General features: G+C 71.6%; 14 protein-coding genes (1 of these 14 cut by a window edge). 6 read left to right on the forward strand and 8 right to left on the reverse strand.

Going from position 1 to position 20,804, the window contains the following annotated elements; all coding sequences use genetic code 11:
* Nucleotides 1-3,957 carry the final stretch of a toxin glutamine deamidase domain-containing protein gene (locus BXA10_RS08915; protein ID WP_139337930.1) on the forward strand. It extends 26,196 nt beyond the left edge of the window, so the window shows 3,957 of its 30,153 coding nt (coding positions 26,197-30,153); its start codon lies beyond the left edge, outside the window; its stop codon occupies nt 3,955-3,957.
* 73 nt (nt 3,958-4,030) lie between these two features.
* Here BXA10_RS08915 and BXA10_RS08920 read toward each other — a convergent pair whose 3' ends face one another.
* Nucleotides 4,031-6,856 carry a M36 family metallopeptidase gene (locus BXA10_RS08920; protein WP_245828181.1) on the reverse strand — a complete coding sequence of 942 codons (2,826 nt, stop codon included), beginning with the start codon at nt 6,854-6,856 and terminating at the stop codon, nt 4,031-4,033.
* 444 nt (nt 6,857-7,300) lie between these two features.
* Here BXA10_RS08920 and BXA10_RS32095 point away from each other — a divergent pair, with 444 nt between their 5' ends.
* Together BXA10_RS32095 and BXA10_RS08930 are read left to right on the forward strand one after the other, a co-directional pair.
* Nucleotides 7,301-7,750, forward strand: a complete 450-nt coding sequence (locus BXA10_RS32095; protein ID WP_076469645.1) for a helix-hairpin-helix domain-containing protein — start codon at nt 7,301-7,303, stop codon at nt 7,748-7,750.
* Nucleotides 7,747-8,793 carry an OmpA family protein gene (locus BXA10_RS08930; protein WP_076469647.1) on the forward strand — a complete coding sequence of 349 codons (1,047 nt, stop codon included), beginning with the start codon at nt 7,747-7,749 and terminating at the stop codon, nt 8,791-8,793. Before BXA10_RS32095 ends, BXA10_RS08930 begins: the two co-directional genes overlap by 4 nt.
* Before the next feature lie 199 nt (nt 8,794-8,992).
* On the opposite strand, the gene BXA10_RS08935 is transcribed toward BXA10_RS08930, so the two are convergent.
* Nucleotides 8,993-9,694 carry a GntR family transcriptional regulator gene (locus tag BXA10_RS08935; protein ID WP_245828182.1) on the reverse strand — a complete coding sequence of 234 codons (702 nt, stop codon included), beginning with the start codon at nt 9,692-9,694 and terminating at the stop codon, nt 8,993-8,995.
* A gap of 210 nt (nt 9,695-9,904) precedes the next feature.
* Here BXA10_RS08935 and BXA10_RS08940 point away from each other — a divergent pair, with 210 nt between their 5' ends.
* Both BXA10_RS08940 and BXA10_RS08945 read left to right on the forward strand, forming a co-directional pair.
* Nucleotides 9,905-11,821 carry a glycerophosphodiester phosphodiesterase gene (locus tag BXA10_RS08940; protein ID WP_076469651.1) on the forward strand — a complete coding sequence of 639 codons (1,917 nt, stop codon included), beginning with the start codon at nt 9,905-9,907 and terminating at the stop codon, nt 11,819-11,821.
* A 183-nt stretch (nt 11,822-12,004) separates the two neighbouring features.
* Nucleotides 12,005-12,556 (forward strand): DUF5872 domain-containing protein, encoded by a 552-nt coding sequence (locus tag BXA10_RS08945; RefSeq protein ID WP_076469653.1) that lies wholly within the window; start codon nt 12,005-12,007, stop codon nt 12,554-12,556.
* Between the two features lie 96 nt (nt 12,557-12,652).
* On the opposite strand, the gene BXA10_RS08950 is transcribed toward BXA10_RS08945, so the two are convergent.
* A complete protein-coding gene (locus BXA10_RS08950) occupies nt 12,653-13,402 on the reverse strand; it encodes a zf-HC2 domain-containing protein (protein ID WP_076469655.1) in 750 nt (249 codons plus the stop codon).
* A 76-nt stretch (nt 13,403-13,478) separates the two neighbouring features.
* A complete protein-coding gene (locus BXA10_RS08955) occupies nt 13,479-14,045 on the reverse strand; it encodes a sigma-70 family RNA polymerase sigma factor (protein WP_076469657.1) in 567 nt (188 codons plus the stop codon).
* 210 nt (nt 14,046-14,255) lie between these two features.
* On the opposite strand from BXA10_RS08955, the gene BXA10_RS08960 reads away from it, so the two are divergent.
* The gene (locus BXA10_RS08960) at nt 14,256-16,055 is read left to right on the forward strand and encodes a copper resistance CopC family protein (RefSeq protein WP_245828183.1); all 1,800 of its coding nucleotides are present in this window, start codon (nt 14,256-14,258) and stop codon (nt 16,053-16,055) included.
* A 24-nt stretch (nt 16,056-16,079) separates the two neighbouring features.
* Here BXA10_RS08960 and BXA10_RS08965 read toward each other — a convergent pair whose 3' ends face one another.
* The 4 genes from BXA10_RS08965 to BXA10_RS08980 are packed head-to-tail and all read right to left on the reverse strand — an operon-like array spanning nt 16,080 to nt 20,799.
* On the reverse strand, nt 16,080-16,772 hold the full coding sequence (locus tag BXA10_RS08965; RefSeq protein WP_076469661.1) for a copper homeostasis protein CutC: 693 nt from the start codon (nt 16,770-16,772) through the stop codon (nt 16,080-16,082).
* Nucleotides 16,769-18,910 carry a dipeptide ABC transporter ATP-binding protein gene (locus BXA10_RS08970; RefSeq protein ID WP_076469663.1) on the reverse strand — a complete coding sequence of 714 codons (2,142 nt, stop codon included), beginning with the start codon at nt 18,908-18,910 and terminating at the stop codon, nt 16,769-16,771. The genes BXA10_RS08965 and BXA10_RS08970 overlap by 4 nt, the downstream gene beginning before the upstream one ends.
* 12 nt (nt 18,911-18,922) lie before the next feature.
* Nucleotides 18,923-19,843, reverse strand: a complete 921-nt coding sequence (locus tag BXA10_RS08975) for an ABC transporter permease (protein WP_076469665.1) — start codon at nt 19,841-19,843, stop codon at nt 18,923-18,925.
* Complete coding sequence (locus BXA10_RS08980) at nt 19,840-20,799, reverse strand: ABC transporter permease (RefSeq protein WP_076469667.1); 960 nt, start codon at nt 20,797-20,799, stop codon at nt 19,840-19,842. Before BXA10_RS08980 ends, BXA10_RS08975 begins: the two co-directional genes overlap by 4 nt.
* Nucleotides 20,800-20,804 lie beyond the last annotated feature (5 nt).

Here is a 20,804-nt window from a genome sequence, read left to right on the forward strand (position 1 = left end):
ACCTTCTCCGCCTACTACGACCAGCTCCACCAGGACGGCCTCTCCGTCACGCTGCGTGGCGACCCCAAGGACAGGCGGCTGCGGCAGGCCCGGGTGACCATCCAGGCGACGCAGGACCCGGCCGAGCTGAGCCGGCTCGGCCAGAACAACAACTCCGCGCACCTGCAACGGCGAACGAGCGAATACCACCTCGTGAACCTGTCGATCGGCGGCAGCGCGGGCTCGTACACCGCGAGCGGGTCGCGCACGTTCTCGGTCGGTCCCCGATTCTCCGCCGGCGTGCGGCTGATGCAGACCTGGGGCATCGGGCTGGAGTACGCCCGCACGAAGGGTGCCTCGCAGACCGCCGGCCGGGTGCTCAACGAACCTCAGCTGCTGGAGTACCCGGGGACCTCGAACGAGTACCGCCTACCGAGCCGGTTCCGGGTCCGCGTCGAGTACGACCACCGGACCCGCCGACGGGGGCAGGAATCGGCTGAGCGGACGGCGACGGACGCCGGCGCAACGGCCCGCGGCTCCCGCGCTGGCGACGCATCTCACGCAGGTCGCCACCACGGAGCGACTTCCGCGCGCACCTGGAACAGCGGCGAGGTCGACGGCACCTCGACGGTCCATCTCATACCCGGGATCAACACGCAGCGCCTCGCGGTGACCCCGACCGGTGAACCCACCGACCTCAGTGTGATCGAGCACGCCGTCGTCTACTACGTGGACGCCACGGGTCTGCTCCAGGCGGCGCGCAACCTCCAACCGACGCTGACCGGCCCCGGCCAGCCGGGTGACGAGGACGTGGCGAACTTCGTCAGCACCACCTCGGTACGGTCCTACCTGAAGGAGATCCTGCACGACGAATACGAGTCCGAGAACTTCTTCAAGTCCGGCTTCCTCGGCCACAAGCAGGGCGCGCTCGGGGTGCACGGCGCGCTCGGCCCCAGCGCCTTCGTCGGCGCGACACCCGAGAACTTCGTCGCCGGTCTGATCAAGCTGTACCTGTCCCAGACATCGCACTCGCACAGCAGCGGTCACGGCATCAAGGTCTCGGCCGACGACAAGCTCCACGTCCCGCTGAGCGACGTCGACAACCTCGCCGCGATCACCGGCCAGAGTTCCGCCTGGTTCCGGGTCGGCTCGAACAAGTCGAAGTCGATGTCGCGCACGGGCGGCAAGGAGATCCTGGAACTGAGCTTCCACCGGGCGTACGCCTTCGTGAGCACCGTCGACCTCACGGTGAGCGGGGTCCGTGAATCGCACGGGAAGTTCCGGCCCACGGGGGTGGACCGGCCCGATTCGGAACACGTCGGTCAGCGTCCGATGATGTATCTGCTTCCGGAGCCCGAGGCGCTCGCCCGGTACGGCGAGGGCCAGCTGTCCATCGACCACGACCAGCTGATGGACGCGCTGCGCCGGTGGAAGGACGGCAACGGGAACCCGGACGAGCGGCTCGACCTCAACGCCCAGGTGGTACGTGCCGTCCTGGACCGGATGGACCGGGAGTCGGAGGGGCTGGCGGAGGACCCGAACCGGGGCGAGCGGGCGGCGTTGCGGGTCGTGCTGGCCGACCCCACCCACGACGCTCTCAGCAACCGCCTGCTCGAACTCGGGCTGAACAGCGTCGACGAGCTGAACATCCCCGACTATCTGGAGCCGGATGCCCCCGTCGCCCTCGGGCACAGCGGAATCCACTCGTTGACGTTCTACCGGCCCGCCCCGGAGGCCGACGCGCCCGGCGCGTCCGGAGCCGCCGGCCCGGCGGGCACGGCGACCTCTGCGCCGGCGGCCCCGGCCGGCCCGGCGACCCCGCCGGGCCCACCCGCCCCCGGCCGGCAGACGATCCGGCCGATCGAGATGCTGCGCGAGGCGATCGAGACGGCGGCGCCCGGACTGCTCGGCGCCCACCGCACGCAATGGACCCCGAACAAAGCGGGCCGCAGCGGCTTGAAGCTGTGGTATCGCCGCGTCGTGGGCGAGAAGGCGGTCATGGGACAACTCGTCGGTGGCCTCGATGTCATCGACGGTCTGTTCTCGGGAACCCGCCTGCATCCGATGATCGAGGACCTCGTACAGGTGCACGGCACCACGCTGCTCCTGACGAACCGGGTCGGTCCGTTCCTGGCCGACGCGGTGGAGATCAAACTGAAGTTGAGACTGGACTCCCGTCCGAAGATCTTCGACTTCGTCAACAAGAACGGCATCGAGAACTACAGCCACGCGCACAGTGGGCAGAGTGAGGGCCGGTCGAAGAGCTTCTCCTACGGTTTCTCGCCGGCCAGAACGGAACTCGGTGGCGCCGGGAAGACCTCGAACACCAGCGGTCCCCTCGACGTCAACTTCTCCGGCGGGACCAGCTCAGGCGTGACGCAGTCGCACCAGAGCAGCGAGCAACAGACCGTCTACGACTGGATCGCCCACTACCGTGCCCGCGCGGCCGTCTCGTTCGACATCGAGGTCGTACGCCTCGACACGGCCAACCGGCCGATCAACAACCTCCTCACCCACGGCTACCGCAGATGGACGGAGCGCGGCGAGCCGGTGCGACGCAGCTTCGACGGCGAGCTGGTGCTGAAGCTGCCGCACAGCATCGTCGAGACCCGCCGTCTGCCGAGCTCGCTCGACGAGAGCGACCTGAAGCCGCTCACGCGGCTGCCGGGCGACAAGCACATCGTCAGTGCCCGGCTCGACGACGCGCTCAACGTGGGGTGGGACCTGCTCGGCCGGATGTTCGGCACCGAGGCCAACGACGTCACCTTCCGCTCGGCGGTCACCCTGCAACCGCTGCTCTCGCCGAGCCACCTCAGCAACTTCCTGCACAAGGCGGTGGCCGGCGGACGCCACAAGCTCGCCGACGACATCTTCCTGCCCGGTCACTCCGGCACCCGGGCCAGCCTGTACCTGGTGGGCGACCTCTACCACCTCAAGGTGCTCTACCCCGTCGAAGGCAGCGGCACGGGCCGGTACGCGAAGGACCAGGCCGGTACGAGCGTCAGCGCCAACCGGAGCCATCTGCGCGCTGCCGTGGTGGGCGGCGTCAACCAGGGCGTGCCGCTCGGCGTGAACGACGCCGCGCCCCCGACCGACCCGGCGCACACGCACAGCAGCGGGTTGAACACCGATCAGTCCCGGGTCGCACCGCGCGGCGACGGCATCGGGCAGACCGTCAACTACCGCTACGAGCAGCACCTCAAGCAGCAGGGGCGGCTCTACGCGGTCGAGATGCGGTTCGTGGGCCGTCTCGAGGCGGACCGCACCGAGGGCGGTGTCCCGAACGGCAGGTTCGTCAGCGACCCGATCATGGGCCCGGTCTACGCCCAGCTGTTCGGCTACGAGGTGGCCGACCTGCTGGACCAGCTGGAGAGCACCCCGGAGCCGGGCCCGGCGACCGACCCGAGCGAGTGGCCCCGGCCCGACGCGCACACCCCGCGTCACAACCTCGACCAGCTGTTCAGCGGAGCGCTACGGGCCGGCGGCGACCACCTCACCATCGCCGAGGAGATCTCCCGCTACATCCGCGGCCACGCCCGCACCAACCAGGTCGTCCTCTCCTCCTCCGTCTCCCGGCAGGTCTACGAGCGGTACCTGGTCGTCGAGGAGTGGGCGATCGACCAGCTCAAGTCACACGACCCCGGCGCGGCCGAGCGGCTGCGGCAGCAGCGCGGCGAGGGCCGTTACCAGCTCATGTGGCTCATGGCCGGCATCGCGTCGCCACCGCCGGCGCAGATCGACGCGCTGCGCAACCGCACGAACGCCCTGATCGACCAGGTGCGCAGGTACGATGCCTCGCTCACCCCGCCCGACGGGTTCGCCCCCGAGGCGTACGACCCGTTGCTCACGGCCCGACTGATCGCGCGCAACCTGCACCGGTACGTGCACCTCACGGTGACCCTGACCGACGGCAGCCGGGTACATCTGCGCATCGATCCCTCGGGCCACGCCGTACTCGACGAGGAGCCGGAGGCCTGACGCCGGCATGCCCGCCGCACGGCCGGAGGGAGCGCCCGATCGGGACGCTCCCTCCGTCTCAGGATGTGCCGGGTCAGCCGTTGAACTTGAAGTAGGCGCGGTACTGGAAGCCGTCGTCGAGAGTCAGGACGAACTCACGGCAGGTGCCGGCCCAGGCCGCGTCGGTCTTCCACGGGTAGTTGTACCGCCCCGTGGCGTTCACCGACAGCTTCGACCCGCCCGGGTTGCGGGCGGCGACCGGGAGAGGTCGGGGGGTGACAGCGCCGTCGGGGCCGACGGTCTGCAGGGTGTCGCAGTCGACCAGCCGCGAGTAGGGCGAGCCACTCGCGAGGATGTCCAGGCCCCGGTTGCCGGCCAGCTGGAACTTCATCGGCACGGCGTCACCGGCGTCGACCGGGTTGAGCGCGGGCTGCGCGGCGCGGCCGATGAAGTCGGCGCGGCAGGACGGGTGGGTGTCGAACGCCTCGCTGTTGTCGTTGCGTCCGGTGGTGCCTTGGACGGCGCTGTAGCCGAGGCCGCGCCGGGCGAAGGACGCCCAGAGGGTGCAGGCGTTCTCCCCGCCGGTGAGTACCGCGTCGGCGGCGATGATGGCGTTGCGCCCGGTCACGAAGCCGGGGCCGCAGCCCTGCATCTTCAGGCCGTCGATCACCAACTGGAGGGCGAGGTTGTTGCCGCCGGTGTTCCACGGCTCGTAGACGTTCGGGTTGAACCCGTGCCGGTCGACGAGGTCCCAGGTCATGTCGTACAGCACGGCCGCCCAGCCGTGCCCGATGCCGTGCGGCGCGGCCAGCGAGGTGCCGTCCAGCCAGCCGCCGGTCTTGATGCTGTCGTAGGTGAACGGCTGGATCTCCATGTTCCGCGAGTACGGCCGCGGCCGGATGCCCGGGCCCACCCGGCTGTCCTGGAACAGGGCGTACTGACCGTAGCCGCGGGCGTTCTCCGGGTCGTCGATGGCGGGGTTGAGCAGCGAGGTGATCGCGAGGAAGTCGCTCCAGCCCTCCCCCATCTGCTCCTCTCCGGTCAGGCAGTTGACCGTCGGGCCGCCGGTGAGCCGGTTGGACACGCCGTGGCCGTACTCGTGGAAGATCGTCTCGGAGCGGAACGAGGCGTCCCGCATGGCGGGGCGGGCCAGGTTGCGTTGCACCCGGCCGGAGGCGGGCAGGCCGGCCTTGATGCCGGCCCCGTCGGCCTGGCTCACCATGACGGCGGGAATGCCGACCGCCGGGTCCATGGAACCGTTCATCACCGCGGGTGCGCCCGCGACGTTGTTGACGACCACCACTGCGGCCGCGCCCGCCGTCTCGGCGTTGACGACCTGGGTGTGGTAGTTGCAGGAGCTGCTGCGGTCGACGACGGCGATGGCGCCGCCGGGCAGGGTGTACGGGGTGCAGCCGTCGCCGTTCGCCCCGACACCGTCGTCCACCTGCACCAGCTGACCGGCAAACCCGGCGCTGGTGGGCGCGGGGGTGAACCGCGCGTACTCCGCCTCGTACGTACCGGCGGCGGAGCCCGCGTCGATCGTCACCGTGTTGGGCAGGCCGAACTGGTTGCCCGGCCAGAGGAACATCTGCATCCGCGGGCGACCACCGTCCATCGCCGGGGTGGAGAAGTTGGCGTTGTTCTGGCCGGAGCCGTCGTGCGCCTCGCACTGCACGTCGTCGCCGCCGTTGCCGCCCCGCCCGTAGTTGTTGACCTGGAAGTTGCCGGACGCCTCGTCGAAGCCGTACCGGTAGGTCAGGTCGTGCACGACGTTGCACCAGTAGAACTGGTTGACCACGGCGGCCTGGTTGTACGTCTGCGGGTGCTCGTTCAGGTCGGCCGGGAAGTTGAAGGTGAGGCCGGCTCCGCCGTCGGCCGGGCTGCCCGGGTCGACCTGGTTGTTGGCGTCCTGGTCGGTGTAGGCGTGCGCGTTGTTGCCCCGGGTGGTGGTGTACTCGGCGCCCGGTGTGCCGTCGGTGTCGTGCCACCCGTACGGCGAGGCGTCCCCGTCGGCCGGGTTGGTCACGAGGCTCTGCGGGCCGTCGTTCGGGTCGCCCTTCGGGAACTCGAAGACGCGGTAGCTCGACCCGTCGTCGACCGGGTTCGGCGGGGTGATCCTCGCGGCCGGGACGTTCGTGGTGGCGAGCGTCGCGGTCGGCGCCTCCCGGCGGCCGAGGGTGGTGGCGAGGTCGGCCGGGGCGTCCTGGTGGGTCCAGTCGTCGGCGCCGAGCAGCTCCCCGGTCTCGGCGTCGACTGTGGCGTTCCACAGGTGGACGTCGGTGGAGTCGTCGATCACCATCTGCCAGGCGAGGCGCAGCCCCTTGTCGGTGGGCTGCCAGCCCAGCTTCGCCGGGATGGGCTGCTCGGAGATGCCACTGCCGGAGACGACGGTGCGCTGCGCGGCACCGGCGCTGCGGCTCATCACCCGTGGGGTGGCCGGTTCGGCCAGGTCGAGGCCGTCGGCTGCGGCCCGCACCGCCTCGACGGCGTCCAACGCGGCGACCTTGGTGGCCGCCTCGGGCAGCCCGGTGACCAGCGAGTTGCCGACGAAGACGACGCTGCCGTCGCGGGCCACGTTGACGGTGGCGGTGGCGCCGAAGATCTCCAGGTCCTTGTGGCGCTGGGCCAGATTGACGTGGGTCACGCCGTTGTGCGGGCTGGTGTAGCTGGAGGCCACCGCGAGGTCCGAGAGGTCGGTGGCGGTAACGCCGTGTTCGGCCGGGTGCGCCCGCAGGTAGCGGACGGCGATCTCGTTCGGCGCGCCCTCGTTCGGGCCGGTGAGGAAGGCCGTTCTGCCCGGGGCGGTTTCGTCCGGCTCGGCCCAGGCGGGTTGCGCGACCAGCGGCGTCAGGGACGCGACGAGCGCCGTGGACAGCGCCAACGCGGCATGGCGTCGCCTACGGAACGGTTGTAGGGGCACGTTGCTCCTTCGGGGGTCGGTGCCGGCATGCCCGCCGCCCGTGGGCCGCCGTCGCGGTGCGCCGCCCAGCTCCTGCGGCGGCCACCCGGCGGTCACGTGCGGCGACCACGCCGGCACGAAATGCATCGACGCTACGGCGCGACCCGCGGATCGTTCATCCGACACGTGGCGCAACATCGAAGCAGATCACTCCTACGCCTGTCGCGGCCGGGGAAAGTGGGCAGCCGGCCCCAATGGCTCGTCGCCACGGCCGCCGTACCGACCCGCCCCGCCGATTCGCCGCCTCCGGACCCCACTGTCCACATAGGATGTTGCGCGTTCCGCGCTCGGGACGGTCCCGGCGACCACGTCCGTGCCGGTCGCCGTCTCGCGACTCGAACGACGCGTCTCCTCCCGCCCGAGCTGCGGAATCGCATCCCGTACGTTCCTTCTTGGAGGCCTCACGTGGCCTGGTTCATCAACCAGTCGCTCCTCATCATCCTGGCAGCGTTCCTGCTGGGGCTGCTCGTCGGTTGGCTCCTCTGGGGCAACCGGAAACCGGAACCGAACTCGACCGGCGCCGCCGCGCCGGTGCCCATTCCCGCTGAGCCCGCCCGCACCGGTCACGACGATCTGGAGCGCATCGAGGGCATCGGCCCGAAGATGGCGGCCGCGCTGCGTGCCGCCGGCATCCACTCCTTCGGCCAGCTCGCCGACACCGACGACGACACCCGGCGCGCGGCGATCGAGGCGGCCGGGCTCACCTTCGCTCCCAGCCTCGTCACGTGGGGACGCCAGGCCCGGCTGCTCGCCGACGGCGACGAAGCCGGCTTCCTCGAACTCACCGAGCGACTGGTGGCCGGTCGGGACGTCGACGCGGCGGCACAGGCGCAGGCGGCGGGGCGGGCCCGATGACGAAGACTCCTCTCCCGAGCCACGGGCGCCGGATCAACCCGATCGTCGCGCTGATCGTGGCGATACTCGGTCTGGCCGTGCTCGTCACGGCCCAACAGCTGCCGAACCGGCACCGGATGGAGACGGACCTGACCGAGCGCTCCACGGTGGCGCTCCGCGCGGCCGGCCTCTCCGACGTGCGGGTCACCTTCACCGGGCGCGACGGGAGACTGACGGCGGGCTCGGCCGCCGAAGCCGACCGGGCACTGGACGTCGTCCAGGCGCTGGAGGGCGTACGGACCGTCGAGTCCGAGGCGCCCGCGGCGGCACGGGAGCCGGTCCCCGTGCCACCCACCGTGGTGGTGGCCCTGGGCCACGACACCGCGTCCCTGCGGGGCACCGTACCCACCGTGGGTTCCCGGACCGCGCTGGTCGACGCGGCGACAGCGGTCTCCGGCGCCGCCGACGACGACCTCAGCGTCGACCCGCGCGTGGGCGACGCGGCGCTCGCCGGCCTGCCGGACGTGCTCCGCGCGTTCGGCCGAGACGCTGACCGCGCCCGGGTCGAGCTGGGCGGCGGGACGCTGTCCCTCACCGGAGCCGTCCCCTCCGAACTGCACAGGAACGCGGTGCGCACGGCCGCCCGGCACACCGGGGCCGTGGTCGTCGACCGGATCGAGGTTCCTGACGTTCAACGACAGTTGAACGAGCTGCCGCGGCTCACGTTCGCCTCCGGCGGCGACTCACTCAGCGCCGACACCCGTACGAGTCTGGTGACGGTGGCCAGGATCCTCAAGGTCAATCCGAGCGCTCGGGTCCGCATCGAGGGTCACACCGACTCCACCGGTTCGGCCGACTCGAACCTCGCCCTCAGCCGTGCCCGCGCTCGTACGGTGCAGGATTTCCTGGTCGGGCATGGTGTCACCGCCGACCGGCTGAGCGCCGAGGGATACGGCGAGACCCGCCTCGAAGTCCCCGACGTCACCGGCAGCGGCCGAGCGCAGAACCGCCGCGTCGAGCTGCTCGCCACCGTCACGTCCCCGCCGACCGACAACGACACCTGAGAGCCGACCGTGCGCCCGACGTCGGGTGGCCACGGCTGACGGCGACGTGCCGTCCGGCCCCCGGTGCCCGGCACCGGAGGCCGGACGGCGGCGACTCATCCGGCGGCCACTCGGGCGCGCAGGGTGTTGACCGTGTCGACTGCCGTGCGGACGTCTCGACACGTGATGAGGCGTCGGGTGCCGTCGGTCAACCGGAGGGTCAACACCCGGCCGGGAAGCAGCGGCAGCGTGGGGTCGGTCGCGCCACGCGGCGTTCCGCGGGCGAGCCAGGTCGACGCGTCGAGGCGGGCCTCCTCCGCATGCCCACGAAGGGCACCAGCACGGTCGCGAGCAGTGGACCGGAGAGCGCGAGCGCGGCCGCCGCCCACACCACCGGACGCAGGAGACGCGACTCCCACCAGAGCAGTCGCTCGGCGTTGCGCTCCGCGGCCGGCCCGGTGGGCTCCGCCGCGGCGACGGTAAGAGGCTCGTGGGAATCGGATCGCCGCGCCGGGACCCGGCCTGCCAGCAGCAACGCCACGAAACCCGAGATCACGGCGGCCGCGGCCGGCAGGATCATGGTCGCGGCGAAGTAGGCCCACAGCTCGTCCATGCCGACACCGGCGCGTCGCGCGTCGGCCACCAGCCGCCGCACCCACTCGATCACCTGCGCCTGTTCCCGGGGCGCCGCGCTGGTCACGACGGTGCCACGGCCGCGCCGCAGCTCGATCAGCCCGTCGTCACGCAGCGCCGCGTAGGCCCGTAGCACGGTGTGCATGTTGACGTTCAAGGTGTCGGCGAGCTCCCGGGCCGCTGGCAGCCGGTCGCCACGCCGTACCGATCCGTCAACCAGCGCACGGCGCACGCTGGCGGCGATCTGCTCTTCCAGCGGCATCCCGCTCTCCGGCACGACAGTGAACAACTCGTTCGCGTACTACTAGAACAACTACAGCAGAGGGCGAGAGCCGGGCGACCGCGCGAGGAATGCGATCGATCGATCGTCCAGAGTGGTGGACCGGCGATCCGCTCGACCACCGGGGCGGAGCGCGGCGGCGCCGCGTACATCTGGCGTTACGGCGGTGGCCACGCTCATTTGATGGCGGATTCGGATGCCCTCCGTAGCGTCCCGGCCATGACTGTCCCATCCGCACCCTCACCGTCCGGCCGTGCCGCCGCGAGGCTCGCCGTGACGCGTACCCGCGTCGTCGCCGTCGCCGCCGCGCTCGCCGTGGCCGGCGGCGCCGCCGCGACGGCCATCACCGGCTCGTCCCCCGCCGCCGCCGAACCGGGCGCTGTCGTCGTCTCGGAGAACTTCTCCTCCGGGTCACTGCCCGCCGGCTGGAACGCGGTCGACGGAGCTTGGAAGGTCGAGAACGGCAGGTTGTACGGGACCTCGGCCAGCGCGAGCGCGAACAACAAGGTCACCTTTGGTCGGCACCTGAACGACTTCCGGTTCGAGGCGACCATGCGCTTCGAGTCGGTCTCCGCCGCCACCCGCTGGGCCTCGCTCGGCATCGACGTTCCGGCCGACGGCGCCACGCCATGGTGGATCGCCACCATGCGCAGCGGCACCACCGCCGCCAACGGCCTCGAGTTCGCCCAGCGGACCACGGCCGACGCCTGGGTGGTGACGAACACCGCCTCCGCGCCGTACGCCGCCGGCACCGGCCGGGACGTGCGGGTCGCGGTCGAGGTGCACGGCAACCAGGCCCGCTGGATCTTCGACGGGCGCGAGGCGATGCGGACCAGCAGCCTCCAGCGCTCCACCGACGGCGTCCAGGCGCTGTTCGTCAACGGCGGCACCGTCTCGTACGACGACATCCTCGTCACCGAGCTGCCGCCGAACGGCTACCTCCGCCCCGAGGGCAGCCCGTTCACGGTGATCGCGCACCGTGGCGCGTCCGCCGCCGCGCCGGAGAACACCCTGGTCGCGCAGGAGATCGCGCGCAAAGGCGGCGCCGACTGGATCGAGAACGACGTCCAGCCGAGCAAGGACGGGATCCCGTTCATCCTGCACGACGACACCGTCGACCGGACCACCGACGGGACCGGGAAGATCCGCAACCTGACCGCCGCGCAGATCAAGGCGCTGGACGCCGGCTCCTGGTTCGGTCCGCAGTACGTCGGCGAGCGGGTGCCGACCCTCGCCGAGCAGCTCGCCGACCTGCGTACCCGGGGTGGCAACCTGCTGCTGGAGATCAAGGGCAAGCACACCAAGGACGAGGTCGCGACGATCATCCAGGTGATCCGGGACGAGCAGATGATGGGCCGGGTCTTCGTCCAGAGCTTCGAGGTCGACGCGCTCAAGTACACCTACGAGCTCGCCCCCGAGCTGCCGCTCGGCCTGCTGCGCAGCAGCCTCGACGCCGACCCGGTGGCGATCTCCAAGGAGCTGCACCTGACCGCGTACAACCCGGACGGCAACGCGCTGCTGGCCAGGCCGGAGGTGATCGCCCCGCTGCATGCCGCCGGGGTCGCGGTGATGGCCTGGACGATGGACTCCGCCAGCCTGTGGCAGCGTCTGGAGCGGATCGACACGGACGCGATCATCACCAACCGGGCGTCGGAGTTGGTCGGTTGGAACTCCGCGTTCATGCAGCGGGCCTCCGCCGAGCCGACCGTGGAGATCACTTCGCCGGCCGACGGCGCGCGGCTCGACCGGGCCCAGTCCCCGGTGATCGCGGTCGCCGCGACCAACGCGGACAGCGTCACCGTCACGCTGGACGGCGAGAAGTCGGCCGCCGGGCACCAGCTCGACCTGGCGAAGCTGACCCCGGGTCGGCACACCATCAGGGCGGAGGTGACCGGCCCCGAGGGCACCGCGACCGCGACCAGCACCTTCACCGTGACTGTCAGCCAGGCCGGGCTCGGCTACCTGATCCTCACGTCGGGCGCCGACGAGTCCGCCCTCAACACGATGAGCGTCAAGCTCGCGCACGGCCAGTACGCGCAGCTGGCCGGCTGGGTGGACCGGCAGGCCGGCAAGACCGTACCGGCCGAGGCCGCCGCCGTCATCGCCGCCGACGCCCGGACTCTCGCGCTGGGCTGATTCTCACCACAGTGGAGTCCCCGCCGTCGGTGCCGACGGCGGGGACTCCTTCGTCACGGGGTCAGCGATGCCCTCGGCCGTCCGTGCCGCACCGGCCCAAGGCCGGTTCCGCGCCGCGCGGGGCCGACGCGCCGGCCGATCGCGTGCAGGCATACGCCCCGCGGCCCCGGGTAGCCCGCTGGCATGGTGCGGTACACGGACCCCGAGCTGAGACAGAAGATCAAGGACGAGATCCAGGCCTCCGACAAGGGCGGCAGACCCGGCCAGTGGTCGGCACGTAAGTCGCAGCTGCTCACGAAGGAGTACCAGAAGCGCGGCGGGGGTTACCAGGGTCCACGGGACGAGCGGCAGCGGAATCTGCAGCGCTGGGGTCACGAGCAGTGGCAGACCAGGGAGGGCGGCACACGAGCGCGCAAGGACGGCGAGACGAGCCGCTACCTGCCCAAACGGGCCTGGGCTGAGCTTTCCGACGAGGAGCGTCGCGCGACCGACGTCAAGAAGAGAAGGGCGTCCAGATCCGGCAAACAGTACGTGTCAAACACCGGACCGGCGAAACGGGCCCGCAGCGACACCACGTCGATCGACCGGCTGTTGGACCTGCGAGTCAACGAGGCGGTCAAACGCGTCCCCCATCTTGAGACGGGGCAGCTCAGGGCCGCGCTGCGGCGCGAGCGCGACGGCAAGGGACGTAAGACGCTCGTCCAGCGGCTGGAATCGGAACTCGACAGGCGCTGACCTTTCCCCGCCGGCCCGTACGAACCTCCGGGCGCCTGGAACCGGCGTGGTTTCCCGCCGGTCGGCGACGCAGCCGGCGGCGGCCCGGCGCGTCGCTCACGCCGCGGTGCGGTCCCGATGATGCGCCGAGCCGGGATAGGGCGGCAGGAGCCGCAGGTTCGGTGCCTCCGCCTCGCCCTCCGCCGGAAGACGCCAGTGGGTCTCGTCGTCGCCTCCCCGGCTGGCGGGTCCGTCCGGGCGCAGTCGGGGCCGGGACAGCGCTATGACGATCGCGTAACCCGCGAGCAGGAACCCGTGGCTGACCAGCCGGGCCACCTCGACCCGACCGGTCACCATGTCGTTGGCCGACAGCAGCACCAGGGTGCCGACGAACGCGCTCAACATCGGCACCAGCCCGGTGGGCGGGGTGCGCCGGGCCGCCACGAAGAGGAACCCGGCGCCGACGGCGACGTTCCACGCCGCGGATTCGTGCCAGAGGTGCCCCGACGCCAGCGCCCCCGCCGGGTGCGGGTGTTCGCTGGTGGCACCGCGCCCGATCTGCGCCAACCCCAGAATGAGCTGCATTGCGCCGACCAGGCTCAGCGCCCCTCTGAGCGTGAGCACCAGGCGGTTCCGCCTGTCGCGTTTCGCGGGCGCGGGCAGCGCCGCCAGGACCACGTCGGTGAGGTCGCGGCCGACCGCCGGTACGGAGAGGCGGGCCCGACGGGTCACCGCCGCGGCCCGGTCGTACCACGTCCGGCAGTCGTCGCACCCGGCCAGGTGGGTCTCGGCCGCCGCCCGCTCGGCGGGAGTCTCTTCGCCGTCGAGCTGCGCCGACAGAACCTCACGCCACTGCTCACACCTCATGTACCGGTAGTCGGAACGGCGGCCGCGTTGGTTCCCGCGGATTTGGCTCCGGCGCAGGTCAGCGGGGATGCCGGCGTCAGCCGACCTGACCGCCGCGACGGGCCGTCGAGCTCGACCGGACGTCCATGGCGACGAGCAGATCCTCCCGAGCACGGGCCACCCGGGAACGGATGGTGCCGACCGGGCAGTCGCAGACCTCGGCGGCCTCGGCGTACGACAGACCCAGCACCTGGGTGGCGACGAACGCCTCCCGCCGGTCGTCCGGTAACGCCGCGATGAGTCGTTCCAGCACCACCTGGCGCTCGAAGCCGCCCCTGGCGGCGTCAGCCGTGTCGTACCCGTCGGGCATGGGCACCGTCCGGGGGCGGGACATGGCGGCCCGGACATGATCGACAGCCACCCGGCGGGCGATCGCGAGCAGCCACGTCCGCGCGGAGGATCGCCCGGCGAACGACGGCAGCGACCGCACCGCCCGCAGGAACGTCTCCTGCGCAAGGTCGTCCGCCTCCGAGGGAGCGGTAAGCGCCGCGAGGAACCGCCGCACCTGCGGCTGGGTCGCCTGGACGAACCGGGCGGCCGCGGCGCGGTCACCCTGGGCGGCAGCCAGCGCCCATACGGTGATCTCCGCCTCGTCGTCCGCCATCTCCACCTCCGGTCACGCCGCCGGGCCACGGCCGCAGTACGACGAACTGTAGTAACAGGTTGGCAGCGTATCCCATCCGCGTGAGCGGCAGAGTAGGAAGTTTCGTACCGCTCTCCGACCTGATGGGTCGATCGAGGCAGAACTTTTGGCCATCCGTATAAAAGGTTATCGAAGTATTGATCGAAACTCGACCGTCGTGAGAATGCGATGATGCCTCTCCCCCCGGCTCCCGGACGCCTCGTCTCAGGCCTGCTCGCGCTCGTCCTCAGCTCGGCGGTCGCGGTCCTCGCATCCGCCCCGCCCGCCGCGGCTCACGGCACCCTGGCGACGTCCGCTCCGGCGGACGGCTCGGCGGTGAGCCGGCCGCTCACGGCCGTGGAGCTGTACTTCACCGAGAAGGTCGCCGGCAACGCGTACTTCACCGTCACGGCGCCCGGGGGTGTTCGGGTCGACAGCGGCTGGACCCACGGCGAGCCGAAACCGCTGGACCAGCCGGTACGGGAGTACTTCCTGGTCGACGGCAAGTTCGAGCCGCGCGAGTACGCGACCGGGTTCCCCGCCGTGGTGCGGATCGCGCACCTGCCGGCATCCGGGCAGTACTCGGTGAGTTACCTGACGGTGGCCTCGGACGGCGACACGGTGCGCGGCGCGACCACCTTCCGCTACACCGGGCCCACGACACCGGCACCCCAGGGCTGGCAGCCGCCGACCGACCAGCCCGACCCGGCGCTACTCGCGGCCACCGAGCAGCACTCGGCGCCCGGACCGGGTCCGACGATGTCGGGAAGCCCGTCCGCCGCACCGACCGCGTCGTCGCCCCCCGCGGCCGCTCCCGCCACGGTCGCCGACGACGAGGGTGACCTCGGTCGGGTGGTGTGGACCGGATTGGCGGTGGCGGCCATGGCGGTGGCCGGCCTCGTGGTCTGGCGCCGCCACTCCGCCGGCGGCACCTCGGGCCGGAGCCGCGCGTCGGGCGTGGCCGCCGGCCGCCGGGGTGCCGGCAGCCGTTCCCGAGCAAGGGGTGCCACGACCCGTCGGGATGACGGCGCCCGGACGCTCCGGCCCCAGCTGAGCGCCCCACGTCTCGCGTTGCTCGTCGGCGGGCTGGTGGTTGCCCTGCTGACCGGCTTCGGTCTGGGACGGATCGGCGTGGGCGACCAGCGGGCCACCACCGGAGCGCACGTTCCCGCCACCCGCCCCGGCGAGCCCGTCGCCGCCGGGCAGGCGATGTCGACGGAGGACGGACACCAGCACGCGGCGGGCACCGGACCGCACACGCACCCCGGCGACGGCGGCGCGAGCCGGACGCAGGCGGCCGGCACCACGGTCAGCGCCGGCGGGTACACCCTGCGACCGGTGGAGCGGTCCCAGCCGGCGGGCGTCACAGTGGACTACCGCTTCCGGATCATCGGGACCGACCGGCGGGCGGCCACCGGCTTCGCGGTCGTGCACGAGAAGACGTTGCACCTGATCGTGGTCGGTCGCGACCTGGCCAGTTACCAGCACCTGCATCCCACGATGGCCTCCGACGGCACCTGGAGCGTCCCGCTGAAGCTGTCCCGGCCCGGCGGCTACCTGATCTACGCCGACTTCTCCGTGACCACCCCCGGCGGCAGCCGGCTACCGCTCGTGCTCGGCGTCGACCACCTCGTACCGGGAGCACACTCCCCGACCGCGCTGCCGCCGCCGCACCCCGCGGCGACCGCCGGGCCGTACACCGTGTCGATGGACGGGACACCGGCGGTGGGAATGATGTCCCCCACCTCGTTCCGCGTCGACCGTTCCGGCACACCCGCCCGGATCGAGCGCTATCTGGGCGCCTACGGGCACCTGGTCGTCGTCCGCGAGGGCGACCTGGGCTACGTACACGTCCACCCGGAGCCGGAACTGGTCGACGGGAAGGTCAAGTTCTGGCTGACCCCGCCGAGCCCCGGCCGCTACCGGGCGTTCTTCGACTTCCAGGTCGACGGGACGGTGCACACGGCCGAATACACGATCGATGTGCGCTGAGCACCGCCCCGCCCGCCCGCACCGTCAGCGCGTCGCGGCGACGACCCGGCGTACCTCGTCGCCGTCGGTGGCCTCGCGCCCGTCGAGCTGCACCGGTGCCCGCAGGTGCACCTCCCGCGCCCCGGTCTCCGCGAGCACCTGCCGGACGTTGTGCGACCGGATGCCGCCGCCGGCGATCACCCGCAACCGGTCGCCGGCCCGCTGCCGGAGGGCGGTGATGCGCGCGGCTCCGGCCAGCGCGGTGGGCGCCGCGCCCGAGGTGAGCACCGCGTCCGCCCCGAGGTCGATGATCTGGTCGATGGCCCGCAGCTGGTCGTCGACCTCGTCGAAGGCCTTGTGCACGGTCACCGGCAGCGGGCCGGCCGCCTCGATGAGCCGGCGTAGCACGGCCAGGTCGAGACCGCCGTCGGCGGAGAGGGCACCGACCACCACGCCGACTGCGAGGCCGTGTGGATTGGGCAGCCCCCGGATGGCCTCGATGTCGGCGAGCATGACCTGCTCCTCGACCTCACTCACCCGGAAGTCACCGCCGCGGGGACGGACCATCACCCGTACCCCCACCCTGCGCAACGTCCGCAGGGCGACCGCGACCGTCCCGAGGCTGGGGGTGGTGCCGCCCTGGCCGAGGTCGGCGCAGAGCTCCAGCCGGTCGGCCCCGGCCGCCTCGGCCACCAGGGCGGTCGGCACGTCACTGACGCAGATCTCGACAGTGGTCACGCTGCGGCCCCCGCTTCCGCGGACGCCGCGCTCGACTCCGGACGCAACGGGAAGTGGCAGGCCACCTGGTGCCGGTCGCCAGCCAGGGGCGGCTCCGTCTCGCAGATCTCCTGGGCCAGCGGGCAGCGGGTCCGGAACCGGCAGCCGGTGGGCGGGTTCATCGCACTGGGCAGCTCACCGCGGATGGTGATGCCGTCCCGAGCCGCCGCCGGGTTCGGGGTGATGGACGGGACGGCGTCGATGAGCGCCTGCGTGTACGGATGCCGGGCGGCCCGGACCACCTCGCGGGCAGGTCCGATCTCGACGAGTTTGCCGAGGTACATGACGCCGATCCGGTCGGCCATGTAGTCGACCACCGACAGGTCGTGGCTGATGAACACGTACGCCAGGCCGAGCTCGCGCTGCAGGTCCTTCATGAGGTTGAGGACCTGCGCCTGGATCGAGACGTCCAGCGCGCTGACCGGTTCGTCGCCGACGATCAGCCGAGGCTGCAGGGCCAGCGACCGGGCCAGCCCGATGCGCTGCAACTGGCCGCCGGAGAACTCGTGCGGATAACGCTCCAGCACCCGCCGGGACAGCCCCACCTGGTCGAGCAGGCTCGCTATCCGCGCCCGCCGCGCCGCCCCGTCGCCCACCTTCTGAATCTCGAGCGGTTCGGCGAGGATGGCGTCGACGCGCATCCGGGGGTTCATCGCGGCGTAGCTGTCCTGGAACATCAGCTGCACCCGCCGGTGCATCCGGCGGCGCTCCCGCCCGGTCAGGCCGGCGATGTCGGTGCCGTCCAACACGATCTGCCCGGCGGTGGGCCGTTCCAGCCCGACGGCCAGCCGCCCGACGGTGGACTTCCCGCAGCCGGACTCGCCGACCAACCCGAAGGTCTCCCCCGGAGCGACCTCGAACGAGACGTCCGCGACGGCGCTCACCTGCCCGGCGTCCCGGCGCAGCAACCCACGACCGTGCGCGGCGTAGTCCTTGACGAGCGAGCGCACCGACAGGACCGGCGTCGCCGCCGGCCCGTCCGGTCCGGTCGGCGGGGCCGCCGGTTCCGGTGCCGGCTCGGCCTCGATCCGTGCCGGGGCGGGCAGGGTGACCGGACCGGCGGAGGCCGCCGGCACCGGGTGCAGGCAGGCGTGCTGGTGCGTACCGGGTGAGAGGGTGACCTCGGTGGTCCGGCACTCGTCGGTGACGTGCCGGCAGCGAGGCGCGAACCGGCAGCCGGTCAGCGGTCGGGACAGGTCCGGCGGCAGCCCGGGGATGCTGTAGAGCCGCGCGTGTTCACCGGCCTCCCGGATGGCCGACTCGGGCAGCGCCTCCATCAGCGCCTCGGTGTAGCGGTGCCGGGGCGACCGGAACAGCTCTCCGGTCGCCGCGGTCTCCACCACCCGTCCGGCGTACATCACGGCGACCCGGTCGGCGCGGCCGGCGATCACGCCCAGGTCGTGGGTGACCAGGATGACCGCCATCCCGAACTCTTCGCGCAGGTCGTCGATGAGTTCGAGGATCTGCCGCTGCGTGGTGACGTCGAGCGCGGTCGTCGGCTCGTCGGCGATGAGCAGGCGCGGCGAGCAGACCAGGGCCATCGCGATGGCCACGCGCTGCCGCATCCCGCCGGACAGCTCGTGCGGGTAGTTGTCGACGATCCGGTCCGGGCGTGGCATTCCCACCCGGCGCAGGATCTCGATGGCCCGCTCCCGGGCCTCCGCCTTGCCGACCTTCTCGTGCACCCGGAGCGGTTCGGCGACCTGGACCCCGATCCGCATGGTCGGGTTGAGTGACGTGAGCGGGTCCTGGAAGACCATGCCCATCCGCACCCCGCGGATCCGGCGTACCTCGTCGGCTGCCAACGACCGCAGGTCCCGACCCTCGAACAGGATCTGTCCCCCGGTCACCTGGCCACCCTGAGGCAGCAAGCCCATGATCGACAGTGCGGTCATCGTCTTGCCACTGCCCGACTCGCCCACGACGCCGAGAGTCTCCCCCGGCATGACCTCGAAGCTGACCCCGTCGAGGGCGTGCACCGTGCCGCGACGCAGCGCGATGTCCGTGTCGAGGTCACGCAGTTCCAGCAGGGGCTGTACCCCCGCCCTGTCCCGGTCCGCCGAGGAGTTCCGGACGATCGGTTCGGTCGATTCGCTCATTTCGTGCTCCTGCTAGCGTCGCCGGAGGCGGACCTCGAAGGCGTCCCTGAGCCCGTCGCCGATGAAGTTGAAGGCGAGGACGATGAGGATGATGGCGATTCCTGGCGGGTACAGCAGCCACCAGTGGCCGCTGTAGGTGTCCGCGAGCCCGTCGGAGAGCATCCCGCCCCAGTTCGCCGCCGGCGGGGGTACGCCGAGGCCGAGGAAGGACAGGTACGCGACGTAGAGGATCGCATCGGCCACCTGGAAGGTCGCGTTGACGATCACCGTTCCGATGGCGTTGGGCACGATGTGCCGGCGTACCGCCCGGCCGCCCGTGCCCCCCATGCCCCGCATCGCCTGGACGTACTCGCGGGAGCGCAGGGTCAGTGCCTCACCCCGGACCAGCCGGGCCGGCCCCAGCCAGGCGAAGGCGCCGATGATGACGATGAGCATCGGCACGCTCGGTGTGACGATGGCGGCGAGCAGCATGAACAGGAACAGCGACGGGATCGACATCATCGCGTCGACCACCCGCATCATCGCCGCGTCGGCCCATCCGCCGACGAACCCGGCCACGGCTCCCCAGATCGTGCCCACCGCGGTGGCGAGGATCCCGGCCGCCAGCCCGACGATGATCGAGGTCTGGCCGCCGAGCATCAGCCGGCCCAACTGGTCGTAGCCGACCCCGTCGGTACCGAGCGGATGCCCCTGCTCACCGGGGGCCAGGTGCACGGCGCTGAGGTCCGTGTGCACCTGGTCGGTGTGGTAGAAGACCGGGCCGAGGAAACAGAGCCCGGCCAGCAGGATGAACAGGCCCAGGCCCACCAGGGCGAGCCGGTTCTCGCAGAAGACGACCAGCCCCTGCCGCCAGAGGCCGCGTACCGGGGCCTCGGACGCGTCGGCCGGTTCGGGGGCGGTGCCGGGGTGGGCCGCCTCGGAGAGTGTGGTCATGACGCCCTCCCGCGGAGTCGGACCCGGGGATCGACGGCGGCGTAGAGCAGGTCGGCGACGAGCGCGCCGACGACCGTCGCGATCGAGATGATGACGGTGACCCCGAGCAGGATCGGGAAGTCACGCTTCAGCGCCGCCTGCCAGAACAGCTGCCCCATGCCGGGGAAGTTGAACAGGGACTCGACGACGAGTGCCCCGCTGAACAGCGCGGGCAGGTACATGCCGAGCAGGGTGATGACCGGGAACAACCCGTTGCGCAGGGTGTGCCGCAGCACCACCCGCCGCTCGGAGAGGCCCTTGCTGCGGGCGGTGCGGACGTAGTTCTCGTTGAGGTTGTCGACCATCGTGGAGCGGACGTACCGCGAGTAGACCGCGATGGTGACGATGGCGAGGGTGACCGTGGGCAGCACCAGCCCGGCCGGGTCGGCGAGCACCTCCCCCACCGTGAAGCCCTGCGGCGCCTCGGGTGGCAGGACCGGCCACACCTGCGAGAAGAGGATGATCATCATGAGGCCCATGAAGAAGATGGGCGTGGCGTACGCCAGCAGCGACAGCGACGTGATGGCGTAGTCGGGCCAGCGGTTGCGGCGTACGGCCTGGATGACCCCGAGCGGGATCGCCAGCACGATGGCGAGCAGGGTCGACAGCAGCGACAGCACCATGGTCTTCGGCAGCCGCTGGGTGATCGCCTCGACGACCGACTGGTTCAGCTGGTACGAGTAGCCGAGGTCGCCGTGCAGCAGCCGCTGCACGTACATGAGGTACTGCTGGATCCAGGGCCGGTCGTAGCCCATCTCGTGGTTGAACGCCGCCAACTGCTCCAGCGTCGCCTCTTTGCCGAGGGTGGCTCGCGCCGCGCCTCCGGGCAGCAGGTGCAGGATGAGGAACGCGATCACCGTGACGAGCACGACGACGACGAGGGCCTGGCCCAGGCGCGTGATGAGGTACCGGACCACCTGGT

This window comes from Micromonospora avicenniae (assembly GCF_900156065.1).
Taxonomy (GTDB): Bacteria; Actinomycetota; Actinomycetes; order Mycobacteriales; family Micromonosporaceae; genus Micromonospora; species Micromonospora avicenniae.